The sequence below is a fragment of the Streptomyces sp. NPDC086766 genome (assembly GCF_044746005.1).
In the GTDB taxonomy this organism is placed as follows: Bacteria; Actinomycetota; Actinomycetes; order Streptomycetales; family Streptomycetaceae; genus Streptomyces.
In genome coordinates this window covers 71,751-83,987 of sequence record NZ_JBIVBI010000014.1, presented here as the reverse complement: position 1 = coordinate 83,987, position 12,237 = coordinate 71,751, and the positions used below count along the sequence as shown (strand labels likewise).

Here is a 12,237-nt window from a genome sequence, read left to right as displayed (position 1 = left end):
TCTTTGCCGGGGCGCGGCGGTCAGACCTCCGGGCGCAGCATGGGCGGGTTGAGCAGGGTGGCGCCTCCGGCCCGGAAGAGCTGAGCCGGGCGGCCGCCCTGGCGGGTGGTGGTGCCCCCGGTCGGCACCAGGAATCCGGGCGTGCCCGTCACCTTGCGGTGGAAGTTCCGCGGGTCGAGCGCCACGCCCCACACCGCCTCGTAGACCCGGCGCAGCTCGCCGACGGTGAACTCGGGCGGGCAGAACGCGGTCGCCAGCGACGAGTACTCGATCTTGGAGCGGGCGCGTTCCACCCCGTCAGCCAGGATCTGGGCGTGATCGAAGGCGAGCGGGGCCACCGGCTCGCCGTCCCGGCCGTATCCGCCCTGCTGCAGCAGTTCCTCGACGGGCGCCCAGCGCGCGTTGCTGGCGTCACCGCCCGCCCGGGGTGCGGGAAGGTCGGGGGCGAGGGCCAGGTGGGCAACGCTGACGACGCGCATGCGGGGGTCACGCTTGGGATCACCGTAGGTCGCGAGCTGCTCCAGGTGGGCGCCGTTGTCCTGGGCGGGAACGGTCGGGTCGTGGGCACGCAGCCCGGTCTCCTCGGCCAGCTCGCGCGCCGCCGCCTGCGACAGGTCCTCGTCGGCCCGTACGAAGCCGCCGGGAAGCGCCCACCGCCCCTGGAAGGGGGGCTCCCCCCTGCGCACCGCCAGCGCGCACAGGGCATGGCGGCGCACGGTCAGCACGACCAGGTCCACGGTGACGGCGAAAGGCGGAAAGGCTGACGGGTCGTAGGGCATGCCGCGATCATAGTCGTCTGCCTGACGATAAACACTCCCTCCGTCAAGGGCGTCCATGACCGGTCCGTTTCGATCGGTCACGGTTCTCACGGCGCTCACGATGTTCTCTCCTCCCGCCATCCGGCGCCGCGTCGCCCGAGGCCACGCTCCCCGTTGCAGTGCGTCAGCGGCCTCCTCGACCAAGGCCAGTCCGAGTCGGCTGCCCCGTCCGGAGAAGGGGGCACCGGCGACCCGCAGCCCCGTGAGGCCGCTCTTTCCGAGCAGTGCGAGCGCACCGGGCGGCGCCTGACCGTCCGGTCCGGGGCGTCGGGGCGCACGCCCACGAGCACGGTCGGCAGCAGCACCCCGGCCGCCGCCGACGTGGCCGGGGGGGGCAGAGGGCCGCCGGGTGGGGAACGGGGGCATCGGGGGCGCCTCCGCCGGTGCCCTGCTCCCCCGGGTACATCTCCGACAGCCGGTGCTCGAACGCCTCGGCCTCCGCCAGGACGCCCCGAAGCAGTGAGCCCGCCTGCTTCTGCCAGGGCCACTCGCCCCAGCAGCGCACGCTCCCGGCCCGAGGTTGCTGCTCACGGGGTGTCGTCGGGGGCATCGCCTCGCGTACCCGGGCGTAGGGAGCTGTCGGCGCCCCGGCGCGGTACGCCGTGCCTCGCTGCGGCGCCTCGACGTCGGGTGCGGTCCTCGGCCGCGGTGCCTCGGCCCGGGGCGCCGTCCTCGGCCGTGGCGCCTCGGCGCGGGCGGCCCGGCGGCCGTGAGGAGTCCGGGTGCGCGGAGTCGGTCCAGGACGTCGCGGGGTGCGTCCTGGTCACCCGCCGCGTCCCGCTCGGGCGCCTCCCGTCCCCGCCCTGGCGCATACCCTCCCGGCCGGAGCGCGAGGCGTCCGGTCGGCCGGCCCTGGTTCGACGCCTGCGACGCAACGTCGCCACCTCCGATACCGGGGGCCGGCAGGTACCGCTGGTGGCCCGTGCGTCCGGGGGTGCCGACGTGTCCGTGTCGCTCTCGGAAGCCGGTCCGGCTGCCGAGTCGGCGGTCTCCGACGTACCGTGGGGCGCGGCGCCGTGCGGCTCCCGGGCATCCGTCGGGTTCGCCTCGCGACGCGCTGCCTCGTTGGTCTCCCCGCCGTCAGCATCGACAGCACCGACGGCCCCGCCCGTCTCAGGGACGCCCCCCGCCTCAGGGACTTCAGCTCCCCCCGCCTTCGGTCGCGTCCGTCCGTCACGCTCCGCGCGCAGGCAGCGGCGGACCGACTCCGGGTCCAGCCCCTCGTTGCAGGCCTGGTGCAGAAGGCGGGCGAAGAGGTAGTCGGGGTCCGCCCCCAGTGCCATGGCCAGCGCCTCCCTGGCCTCGAGGTCGTCACCGGTGGACCAGGCGACCCAGCCCGCGAGTGTCAGCGGCGCGGCCGCGTGCTCGCCGTAGGGGCCGACGCAGCGGCGGGCCAGTGCCCGCCAGAGCCGGAGCGCCGGGCCGGCTTCGTCACCCTCCATCCACTCGGCCGCGCGGTCCCGCGTCTCGCGGTCCTGCAGGCCGAGGATCAGCAGCGCGGCTTCCTCGTGCGCGAGCAGGTCGTCGTCCCGCAGGTCCGCCGGCGCGCTGCCGGGGACGAAGGGTGCCTCGGCGAACCGCCGCACGACGCGTTCGGCGAGTTCCAGCGTCTGCTGGGACACCGCAGCACGGCTCCCCTCGTCGAGGATCCGGGGCACCAGGTCCATGCCCGCGGTGTCGAGGGCGATCTCCTGGTCCAGCGCCGCGGAGGTCTCCCAGGGCAGCAGCCTGGCCCGCATCTCCCGCAGGCTTCCCCGCACCTGGATTCCGGCGTACGCGGCCGCGGCGGCCAGTACGGAGGTACCGGGCAGTCCCATCGGCAGCCCCTCGTCGGGGCAGCATCCCTCGGAGGGACAGCAGTACGACCAGAAGCGGCCGTCGGAGATGCACAGCGCCTCGATCACGGGGACGTCGAGCCGGCCGCATTCCGTGCGCAGCTTCTGGGCGAGCGGCTCCAGCCGCCGCACGACCTGTCGTCCCGACTCACCCGCCGCCGGCTCCTGGCAGAGGAAGGCGACCATCTGCTCGGGCTTGGCGCCCCGGCGCTCGCTGCCCGTGATCAGGCCGTGGGCCAGCTGCCGGGCGGCCGACGGCCAGTCGTCCATGCCGGGTGGAATGCCGAGCCTGGCCCGGCCGCCGAACCGGCCGCGTCCGTCCCGGTCGTGGAGCGCGACCAGGACGATGCTGTCCTCGGGGCGGTACCCGAGCAGGTAGGGCAGGGCATCGGCGAGCTCGGCCGGGGTGCGGAGGGTCACCTGATGTTCCGGGCCCTGACCTGAACCCGGGCCGGCCAGAGTGTCGTAGGCGATGTCGCCGCCGTCGCTCTCGGGTTCCCCCTGCGCGTCCCCTCCGCGCCTGTGGTCGCCGGACACGCCCTCGCCGGACATGCCCTTCCCGCCCTCGCCCGCGCCGTATTCGCCCGCGCCGAAGTCTCCGCTTTCGGGGGATCCAGTCGTTTCGCTGTGATTCGTCATACGCCGACGATCTCGCGGAATACCGAATTCCGCTTTGGCCTGTGGACAAGTCCGATCAGGAACACATCAATCACACCCGGCGCGGGGCCGCCGCCGTCCCGATTGTCAGTGCCGTCCTGTTGTATGGAACGCATGGAGCACACGAACAACGCGGACCTCCGGGCGGCGGCCGACGCGGTTCTCGCCCGGCTCGTCGGCGACGGCACGGGTACGGCACGGCTGCGTGAGGACCAGTGGCGGGCGATCGAGGCGCTGGTCGCCGAGGGCCGCCGCGCCCTGGTCGTCCAGCGCACGGGCTGGGGCAAGTCCGCGGTCTACTTCGTGGCCACCTCCCTGCTGCGGGCGCGGGGCGGCGGCCCCACGGTGATCGTCTCCCCACTGCTGGCGCTGATGCGCAACCAGGTGGAGGCGGCGGCCCGCGCCGGCATACACGCCCGCACCATCAACTCGGCGAACACCGAGGAGTGGGACACCGTGCAGAGCGAGATCGCCGCGGGCGAGGTGGACGTCCTCCTGGTCAGCCCGGAGCGGCTGAACAACCCCGACTTCCGCGACCAGGTCCTGCCCAAGCTCGCGGCAGCGACCGGGCTGCTGGTCGTGGACGAGGCCCACTGCATCTCCGACTGGGGCCACGACTTCCGCCCGGACTACCGTCGGCTGCGCACCATGCTCACCGAGCTCCCTCCGGGAGTGCCCGTCCTCGCGACCACGGCCACGGCCAACGCACGCGTGACCGCCGACGTGGCCGAGCAGCTGGGGACCGGCGGCGCGTCGGACGCGCTGGTGCTGCGCGGCCCGCTCAACCGGGAGAGCCTCAGCCTGAACGTGTTGCGACTGCCCGACGCCGCGCACCGGATGGCCTGGCTGGCCGACCACCTCGACGAACTGCCCGGATCCGGGATCGTCTACACGCTCACCGTGGCGGCCGCCGAGGAGGTCACCGCCTTCCTGCGCGGCCGCGGCCACACCGTCGCCTCCTACACGGGGAAGACGGAGAACGCCGACCGGCAGCAGGCCGAGGACGATCTGCTGACCAACAAGGTCAAGGCCCTGGTCGCCACCTCGGCGCTCGGCATGGGATTCGACAAGCCCGACCTGGGATTCGTCGTGCACCTGGGCTCGCCGTCCTCCCCGATCGCCTACTACCAGCAGGTCGGCCGCGCCGGCCGCGGTGTCGAGCACGCGGAGGTGCTCCTCCTCCCGGGAAAGGAGGACGAGGCGATCTGGGAGTACTTCGCGTCGCTGGCCTTCCCCTCCGAGGAGCTGGTGCGCCGGACGCTGGACGTGCTCGCCCGCGCGGCGGGCCCGCTGTCCCTGCCCGCTCTGGAACCGCTGGTCGAGCTCCGGCGCTCCCGCCTGGAGGCCATGCTCAAGGTCCTCGACGTCGACGGGGCGGTCAGGCGGGTCAAGGGCGGCTGGGTCGCCACCGGACGGCCGTGGTCGTACGACGCGGAGCGGTACGACTGGGTCGCGAAGCAGCGCAAGGCCGAACAACAGGCGATGCGGGAGTACGCGGCGACGCCGGGCTGCCGGATGGAGTTCCTCCAGCGCCAACTCGACGACGACACCGCCAGGCCGTGCGGACGGTGCGACACCTGCGCGGGCGCCCGGTTCACGGCGGACACGTCGACCGCGGCGGTGGAGGCCGCGCGCGTGGATCTCGGCCGGGCCGGCGTCGAGGTGGAGCCCCGCCGCATGTGGCCGACGGGCCTCCCGGCGATCGGCGTCGAGCTCAAGGGGCGCATTCCCGCCGGTGAACAGGCGGGGCAGGGCAGGGCGTTGGGGCGCCTGTCGGACATCGGCTGGGGCAACCGGCTGCGCCCGATGCTCGCGCCGCACGCGCCCGACGGCCCTGTGCCGGAGGACGTGGCGCGGGCCGTGGTGGACGTGCTGGCGGACTGGGCGAAGGGGCCGGACGGCTGGGCCGCGGGGGCTGCGGACGGGGCACCACGCCCGGTCGGCGTCGTCACACTCGCCTCGCGCACCCGGCCGCGGCTGATCCACTCCCTGGGCGAGCACATCGCTCGGATCGGAAGGCTGCCGCTGCTGGGCACCGTGGAGTACGCCGGGGAGGCGCACCGGGCGGCCCGGAGCAACAGCGCCCAGCGCCTCAAAGCTCTCGACGGGGCGCTGACGGTACCGCCCGCCCTGGCCGCGGCCCTCGCCGGGAACCCCGGTCCGGTGCTCCTGGTCGACGACTACACCGAGACGGGCTGGACCCTCGCTGTCGCCGCCCGCCTGCTGAGAAGGTCCGGCGCCCAGGGTGTGCTGCCGTTGGTCCTGGCCGTGCAGGGCTGAACGGGCTCCGCGCGGGGAGCTGCCCGCGTTCCCCCGGTCACGGAGCGTGCGCCCCTCTGGACCGCGCGGGGCTTCGTGGCGTAGGAACGTGGGAGGTTGGAACGGCTCAGGCGTCGCGCGGGTGCACTCGGGGTAAGGATATAAGCCACGGCTCACCCGATAACGGTCGGTGGCCCCAATTGCTCGTTGCCGCATCCAAGTTCGGCAGGAAGAATTGAAGTCCGCTCCCCGCACGGCTCGGACGTGATCCGGTAGGGCTCTGTTGCGGTGTGCGCTCCCCCGAATCCGACCCCGCCCGCAGTGTGGGCGCGTAGCCGAAGGGAGGAACGTGACCTTCGGATTCGCTCCGTCCTCGGCGGCCTCGCTGTCGACGTCCGCCGCCTCCGCCCATCGTGTGCTCGAACCCGCCGAGTGGGCCTCCGCGGGCATCCCTCTGCTGCGCAACCCCCGGGAAGTGGTCAGCGGACTGCATGCCCGGCATCACCCCGGACCTGCGACCGCCGTCGTCGCGGTCCTCGACCCGGACGAGCGGGTGCAGGCGAGCGCCTCCTTCGTGCGCCGCCCGGCGCCCGCCGACGGCTGGATGTTCCGCAACGCGCTGCTCTCCCAGTTGCGCCGCGTCATCCCGCACGACCTGCGGCGCCGCACTCCGGTGCGCACCGCCGTGCTGCTCTACTGCCGTGAGGGGGACGGGCGTTGGACGGAGGAGGACGGCGCCTGGATGTGGGGGCTGCGTGACGCCTGCACCCTGCACGGACTGCGCTGCGGGGCGTACATCACGCTCACCCGGGAGGGCTGGCAGGTGCTCGGTGAGGGCCGCGGCGGTCGCAGGCCGAACGCGGACTCGGCACCCGAACCGTTCGGTTCCGCCGCGTCACTGCCTCCGCTGCCGCGCACCGGAGGGGCAGCGTCCGAGGTCCTGCGGCGCGTGGCGGCCCGCTGACCGCGGCGCCACCCGGGGCGCCGCGGACCCGCCACGGGCACCGCGGACTTAACACGGGCACCACGGCCTCACGTCCACACGAACCGGTTACGACCGCGACGGCGGCGGGCTAGGCCCGCGCCGACCGGCCACAGCCACCCCCGTCAGGCCACTCCCGGCCGCCCCCGGCCGTCCGGCGCGCGGCCGGCCGGCACGGTTGTCCGGGTACGCCGGAGGGCCCGCTGTGCCGTGGCGCCGGAAGGGCGCCTCCACCGTGTACGTCCGCGTCCGCACGTCCGTACGTCCGAACGCACCTGCCGCGTCCGACGCCTGCCGGACAGGCGTACCCGGGCGCACCCGGCGCACCGACGCACCCGCCCCCCGGCATACCGGTAACGGGCGGTCAGACGGTCAGGCTCGCGCCCAGCACCGAGTTGATCTGCTGCGGGTCGCCGCAGACGATCAGCAGGGCACCGGCCCGGGTGTGTGCCAGGGGCAGAGCCTGGGCGACGGCGGCGGTCGCACCGCCGTTGACGGCGACCACGACCACGGGACGGCCCGCGGCACGGGAGACCGCGGAGGCGTGCGCGTAGAACACGTCGTCGCCCGCGTCGTGCTGGGCCCAGTAGGCGGCTTCGCCGAAGGACAGTTCGTGGGCGGCCCACGGGTGCGGCTCGCCGGTGGTGACCACCAGCACCTCACCGGGCGCGCGCCCCGAGTCCAGAAGCAGGTCGACCGCTTCCTCGGCCGCGTCCAGCGCGCCCTCGGCCGAAGCCGGGATCAGCTGGATCTGCGGGCTCCCCGAGGGCGCGGGGGCAGCCGGAGCCGACGGTCCGGGCTTGGCAGCGGTCACGTCCCGTGACACGCGTTGCGCCGGCGGCGCCGGCCGCACAGGGCCGGGACGACCGGGACGCGACGGAGCCGCGGGGCGGGGGCCGGGTACGGGACGGGGGGTCGGCGCGGTGCGGCCGGTGGCCGGAGCGACGCGGGGACCCTGGGCACTCTCGTGAATCTGAGGCTCCTCGGGAAGGAGAGGCATGGGCTGATGTTTATCAAACGTTGGTACGGCCCGCGTGGGCGGGTGGCACATCGGGGCGGATGGAACCGTCAGAAGTCGAAGCCGAGCTGACCCTCGATCTCCGGAGCGCCTCCGTCCGCCCAGGCGCGGACCTTCTTGAGGTGCCGCCACCGGGGCAGCGCATCAAGATACGCCCACGTGAGCCGGTGGTACGGGGTGGGGCCCCGCTCCTCCAGCGCGGCCCGGTGCACGGGCGACGGATACCCGGCGTTGGCCGCAAAACCGAAGTCTGCATGGTCGATACCCAGTTCGGCCATCATTTTGTCGCGGTGAACCTTGGCGATCACCGAAGCCGCCGCGACGGCCACACACGACTGGTCGCCCTTGATGACCGTGCGGACGGTCCAGGGTGTGCCGAGGTAGTCGTGCTTGCCGTCGAGGATGACCGCCTCGGGGCGGACCGGCAGCCCCTCCAGGGCGCGCACCGCCGCGAGCCGAAGCGCCGCCGTCATCCCCATGTCGTCGATCTCCTGCGCGGAGGCGTGACCGAGCGCGTACGCCGTCACCCAGCCCCGCAACTCCCCGGCGAGCGCGGTACGGCGCTTGACGGTGAGCAGCTTGGAGTCGGTGAGACCCACAGGGGGCCGGCGCAGTCCGGTGACCGCCGCGCAGACGGTGACGGGACCGGCCCAGGCACCGCGCCCCACCTCGTCGACACCGGCAATGACCTTCGCTCCGGTCGTGGCCCGGAGGGAGCGCTCGACGGTGTGAGTGGGTGGTTCGTACGGCATGGCGCCCTTAGCGTACGCCGCCCGGATCCCGTCGCGACACCCTGGTCACCCCTGGTGGCTCCACGGCCGTTCGGGCGCGCGCTCAGGGGCCGCCGGGCCGCAGCAGCGGAACCATCAGCCGGTCGATCATCTCCTCCAGATCCTGATCGCTTCATTCACTGGTGCACATTTTCGAGCGGTACATCATCATGGCGGGTACGGAGTCGAACACATAGCCGTGAGCCGCGTCGGGACGCACCTCACCGCCTTCTATTCCAGAGACGATGACCTCGCGGAGCAGGTCGATCATCCGCTCCACCACACCTTCGAAGATCACGCCGTGGAAGCGCTCCGTCCGACTCGGGTCGCATTCGTGAATCACGACGCGAAGCGCGAAGCCGGGGCGGGAGTACATCGCGTCGCGGGCCTGAGGGCAGAGCGCCAGCAGGTCCTCGCGCACACTTCCCAGACCCGGTGCTCCGTCGACGCGGGGGCAGTCCGGCCTGAAGGGCGTCGGCGACGAGGCCATCCTTGGAGGGCCGGCGGCGGCAGACGGCGGCTTTCCCGGTCTGGGCGCCGGCGGCGACGCCCTCATGGTCAGCCCCTTCCAGCCGACCGTGCTGAGCCGCTCCATCACGGCGTCGAGGATGGCGCGTTCGAGCACGGCGCCGCGCCGGGCGGGGGTGGCCGTCCGGGCGGGGCAGCCGACCTGGGTCGTCAGCGCCTACACGCTCACCTTCGGCGGCCTGCTGCTCCTCGGCGCTGCGCCGGCCACATCCTGGGCCGCCGCCGGGTGTGCTGATCGCCTTCCTGACCCCGCTCTGCATCCACGAGTCCGAGCGGCATCCCGGGCACTTCGACATCGCGTGCGCGGGAACCTCACACGGCGGCCGGGATCCACTCCGGCAGTGTCTCCGTCCGTCCAAGCCACGGGCCGGGCGGAGCGCCGGCCTTCCCGGCGGCCAGCACTCCGCCGACGATGGCGCAGGTGGTGTCGACGTCCCCGCCGGCCTGCGCGGTCGTCCAGAAGGCCGCCTCGTAGTCGTCGAGGGCCCGCGCGGCCGACCAGAGGGCGAAGGGCACCGTGTCGTGGGCCGTCGTCCGCCGGCCGCAGCCGAGGACGGCGGCGACGGTGCCCGCATCGGCGTAGTCGAGCATGTCGCGGGCGCGCCGCAGGCCCGCGCCCACGGCGCTTCTGGCCGGGACCAGGGCGATGACCCCGTCGAGCAGGGCCTCGGCCGTCGGCGGGCCGCCCGGGGCGGCGACCAGCGCGGCGGCCGCGGCGACGGCCATGGCGCCCACCACGGCCTCGCGGTGCTGGTGCGTGGGGTAGGCCGAGATCTCGGCCTGGTGGGTGGCCTGCTCCGGGTCGTCCGCGTACCAGGCGCCCAGCGGGGCTATGCGCATCGCCGCGCCGTTGCCCCAGGACCCCTGGCCGTTGAAGAGCGCGGCGGCGAGCTCGCGCCAGTCGCCGCCCTCCCTGACCAGGCGCAGCAGGCGGTTGACCGCGGGCCCGTAGCCCCGGTCGAAGTCGTGGTGGGTCGCGAAGGACAGGGCGAGCGCGTCCTGGTCGATGCGGTGGTGTGCGGTCAGGACGGCGACCACGGAGCAGGCCATCTCCGTGTCGTCGGTCCACTGCCACGGACCGGGCGGCAGCTCGCGGCGCTTGAGCAGCGGGTAGTTCTCCGGCACGAAGAACTGGGAGCCGAGGGCGTCACCCACCGCGAGTCCGCGCAGGCTTGCGTGGGCGCGCTCCAGGCGCCCTTCGGGAGAGAGGTCAGGGGTCATCGCTTTGTCACTCTATCCGGTGATCCCGTACGGTTCCGGGTTCCGCCATCGGTCGAACGGCCGGTCAAGGGTGTACTTGCCGTCGTCCCCCAGAACGAGCATCCGCATCTCGGCGTTCCCGGGGTTCGACAGCGACTCGAATTCGGCGACCGTCCAGTGGAACCAGCGCATGCAGAACAGCCGCATGGCCAGCCCGTGGGTGACCAGGAGCACGTTGGGCGGATGGTCGGGGGCCTCGAAGCTGCGGAACAGGCTCTCCAGGAAGCCGCCGACCCGGTCGTACACGTCGGCGCCGGACTCGCCCTGGGCGAAGCGGTAGAAGAAGTGGCCGTAGGCGTCCCGGTAGGCCTTCTGGAGGCGTACGTCGTCGCGGTCCTGCCAGTTCCCCCAGTCCTGCTCGCGCAGCCGGGGCTCCTCGCGCACCCGGATGAGCTCGGGGTCGAGATGGAAGGCGCGGAGGGTCTCGTGGGTACGGCGGTAGGGCGAGACGTAGACGCTGACCTGCTCGCGCCCGAACACCTCGCGCAGCGTCTTGCCGGTCTCCTCGGCCTGCCGCCAGCCGCGCTCGGTCAGCGCCAGCGCGTGGTCGGGTTCACGCTCGTAGACGGAGTCATCGACATTGCCCGTCGACTCGCCGTGCCGGACAAGGACGATGCGCCGTGGTCGTACCATGCCAGAACACTAGATCGGGTGACGTCCGAACGAGGACTCGAAAGGGCGCCCTACGGCGTAGGTCACACGGATCGTGCACCGTGCACCACACAGGGCACACGACCACCGCCTCCCGGTGATCGGCGGGATCATACCGTCCAGCCGGGCTCCAGCTCCACGATGTCTCCCGTAAGGGCGGCGACGTCGGCCTCCGTCTGGGCGCGCAGGGCGAGCCGCTCCACCCGCTCGGTGCGGTACTTGCCGTGTTCGGCGGAGGACCGCCACATCGACAGCACCAGGAACTCGTTCCCCGGGGCCTCGCCGAACAGGCCGCGGACCATGCCGGGCGAGCCCGCCATCGCCGGGTTCCAGACCTTCTCCTGCATCAGCGTGAAGTGCTCGGCACGCTCCTCGTGGATGCGGCAGAGGGCCACGCGCAGCAGGTCGGCGTCGGTGAAGCGCGGCTCGAAGCCGGTCTTCACGTCGAACCGGTAGTCGAACAGCCTGACCTGTGCGTCCTTGAACGTGCCGGCCTGCGCCGCCGCCAGCCGGTCGTGGGAGCGGGCCATGAAGGAGTCGTAGAAGGCACGGCTCTCCCAGAAGGCGAAGACGTGCGCCACCTGCGGCCGCAGCCGGCTCCAGCCACCGCCCTGCCCCCGGAATCCCGGCTCTCCCGGAAGCCCCGCCCATTTCCGCTGCCCCCGCTCGAAGCCGCGGCGGTCCACCACGGTGCAGCGAATCCACTTGACCAGCACCGCGCCATCGTAAGGCCAGGGAGCGTGGCGCCGGTCACGCTCGTGGGGACAGCACCCGCGCAAGCGCCCCCGCGCGCGTGGCACGATGGACAACGAGCCCCCGATGCCGCGCAGTTGGGGCACGGGGAGGCACGGCGACCGGAGAAGGGGGAGGCTGGTGAGCGGGCTCAGCAAGGGGATCCGCAAGGTCGAGGTGTCACTGAGGTGGGACCCGAGTCCGGCGGGGCAGCCGCCGACGGACCTGGACATCGTCGCCGCGGCCTACACCGCGGACGATCCTCACGGCACCCCGGCGTACGTGGTGCACTTCGACAGCCGCTCCCCGGACGGCACGATCTACCTCAACCGGGACAGCAGGGACGGCAAGGGGTTCGGCTGGGACGAGATCATGACGCTGGAGCTCGACCGGGTCGCCGACCGGTACGCGCGCGTGGTGGTCGGCGTCGTCATCCAGCAGGGTGACGACCACCGGACCTTCGCCGACGTGCTCGGCCCGGGGCTGCGCATCCGCGAGGGCTACACCGTCCTCGCCGAGGACGGCTTCGGCGGGGTGCCCGGGGCGACGGCGGCGGCCGTCGCGGAGTTCGTGCGCGAGGAGTCCGGGAGCTGGGACTTCCGACCCGGCACGCACGGCTTCGAGGACGATCCGGTGACGTTCACCCGCCGCATGGGCCGGGCGCACCTGTCGTAGCCGGTGGGAGACGCGTAAGGGGCGTCGGCCTTGGCCGACGCCCCTTACCTCA

General features: G+C 73.2%; 10 protein-coding genes and 2 pseudogenes. 3 read left to right on the top strand and 9 right to left on the bottom strand.

What is annotated here, in order from left to right; translation table 11 throughout:
- Positions 1-20 precede the first annotated feature (20 nt).
- The 3 genes and pseudogenes from ACIPM1_RS24565 to ACIPM1_RS24555 form a co-directional block, all read right to left on the bottom strand.
- Positions 21-779 (bottom strand): NUDIX hydrolase, encoded by a 759-nt coding sequence (locus ACIPM1_RS24565; protein WP_356188285.1) that lies wholly within the window; start codon positions 777-779, stop codon positions 21-23.
- 147 nt (positions 780-926) lie between these two features.
- Positions 927-1,299: pseudogene (locus tag ACIPM1_RS24560) on the bottom strand (glycogen debranching protein); the annotation flags it as partial.
- A gap of 46 nt (positions 1,300-1,345) precedes the next feature.
- The gene (locus tag ACIPM1_RS24555; protein WP_402438066.1) at positions 1,346-3,292 is read right to left on the bottom strand and encodes a DUF4192 family protein; all 1,947 of its coding nucleotides are present in this window, start codon (positions 3,290-3,292) and stop codon (positions 1,346-1,348) included.
- Positions 3,293-3,424: 132 nt separating this feature from the next.
- Between ACIPM1_RS24555 and ACIPM1_RS24550 the strand changes: the two genes are divergently transcribed.
- Positions 3,425-5,590, top strand: coding sequence for a RecQ family ATP-dependent DNA helicase (locus ACIPM1_RS24550; protein ID WP_402438064.1), 2,166 nt, complete (start codon positions 3,425-3,427; stop codon positions 5,588-5,590).
- A 328-nt stretch (positions 5,591-5,918) separates the two neighbouring features.
- Positions 5,919-6,533 (top strand): hypothetical protein, encoded by a 615-nt coding sequence (locus ACIPM1_RS24545; RefSeq protein ID WP_392195161.1) that lies wholly within the window; start codon positions 5,919-5,921, stop codon positions 6,531-6,533.
- A 382-nt stretch (positions 6,534-6,915) separates the two neighbouring features.
- Here the strand turns inward: ACIPM1_RS24545 and ACIPM1_RS24540 are convergent, their stop codons facing one another.
- From ACIPM1_RS24540 to ACIPM1_RS24515, 6 genes and pseudogenes are all read right to left on the bottom strand, one after another.
- Positions 6,916-7,551: a hypothetical protein gene (locus tag ACIPM1_RS24540; protein ID WP_402438060.1), complete on the bottom strand. Its 636-nt coding sequence runs from the start codon at positions 7,549-7,551 to the stop codon at positions 6,916-6,918.
- Between the two features lie 68 nt (positions 7,552-7,619).
- Positions 7,620-8,321 (bottom strand): ribonuclease HII, encoded by a 702-nt coding sequence (locus ACIPM1_RS24535; RefSeq protein WP_356188295.1) that lies wholly within the window; start codon positions 8,319-8,321, stop codon positions 7,620-7,622.
- A gap of 82 nt (positions 8,322-8,403) precedes the next feature.
- Positions 8,404-9,021: pseudogene (locus tag ACIPM1_RS24530) on the bottom strand (TetR/AcrR family transcriptional regulator C-terminal ligand-binding domain-containing protein).
- A 158-nt stretch (positions 9,022-9,179) separates the two neighbouring features.
- A complete protein-coding gene (locus ACIPM1_RS24525) occupies positions 9,180-10,088 on the bottom strand; it encodes an ADP-ribosylglycohydrolase family protein (protein ID WP_356193657.1) in 909 nt (302 codons plus the stop codon).
- A gap of 12 nt (positions 10,089-10,100) precedes the next feature.
- Positions 10,101-10,760, bottom strand: a complete 660-nt coding sequence (locus tag ACIPM1_RS24520) for a histidine phosphatase family protein (RefSeq protein ID WP_402438057.1) — start codon at positions 10,758-10,760, stop codon at positions 10,101-10,103.
- A 128-nt stretch (positions 10,761-10,888) separates the two neighbouring features.
- The gene (locus ACIPM1_RS24515) at positions 10,889-11,494 is read right to left on the bottom strand and encodes a YdbC family protein (protein WP_356193661.1); all 606 of its coding nucleotides are present in this window, start codon (positions 11,492-11,494) and stop codon (positions 10,889-10,891) included.
- A 157-nt stretch (positions 11,495-11,651) separates the two neighbouring features.
- Here ACIPM1_RS24515 and ACIPM1_RS24510 point away from each other — a divergent pair, with 157 nt between their 5' ends.
- Complete coding sequence (locus ACIPM1_RS24510) at positions 11,652-12,185, top strand: TerD family protein (RefSeq protein ID WP_402438053.1); 534 nt, start codon at positions 11,652-11,654, stop codon at positions 12,183-12,185.
- Positions 12,186-12,237: the final 52 nt, after the last annotated feature.

Excerpts from the sequence above, each read along its gene's own strand:
- ACIPM1_RS24525 (WP_356193657.1), bottom strand. The coding sequence starts at position 10,088 with ATGACCCCTGACCTCTCTCCCGAAGGGCGCCTGGAGCGCGCCCACGCA.
- ACIPM1_RS24555 (WP_402438066.1), bottom strand. The coding sequence starts at position 3,292 with ATGACGAATCACAGCGAAACGACTGGATCCCCCGAAAGCGGAGACTTC.
- ACIPM1_RS24520 (WP_402438057.1), bottom strand. The coding sequence starts at position 10,760 with ATGGTACGACCACGGCGCATCGTCCTTGTCCGGCACGGCGAGTCGACG.
- ACIPM1_RS24540 (WP_402438060.1), bottom strand. The coding sequence starts at position 7,551 with ATGCCTCTCCTTCCCGAGGAGCCTCAGATTCACGAGAGTGCCCAGGGT.
- ACIPM1_RS24565 (WP_356188285.1), bottom strand. The coding sequence starts at position 779 with ATGCCCTACGACCCGTCAGCCTTTCCGCCTTTCGCCGTCACCGTGGAC.
- ACIPM1_RS24535 (WP_356188295.1), bottom strand. The coding sequence starts at position 8,321 with ATGCCGTACGAACCACCCACTCACACCGTCGAGCGCTCCCTCCGGGCC.
- ACIPM1_RS24550 (WP_402438064.1), top strand. The coding sequence starts at position 3,425 with ATGGAGCACACGAACAACGCGGACCTCCGGGCGGCGGCCGACGCGGTT.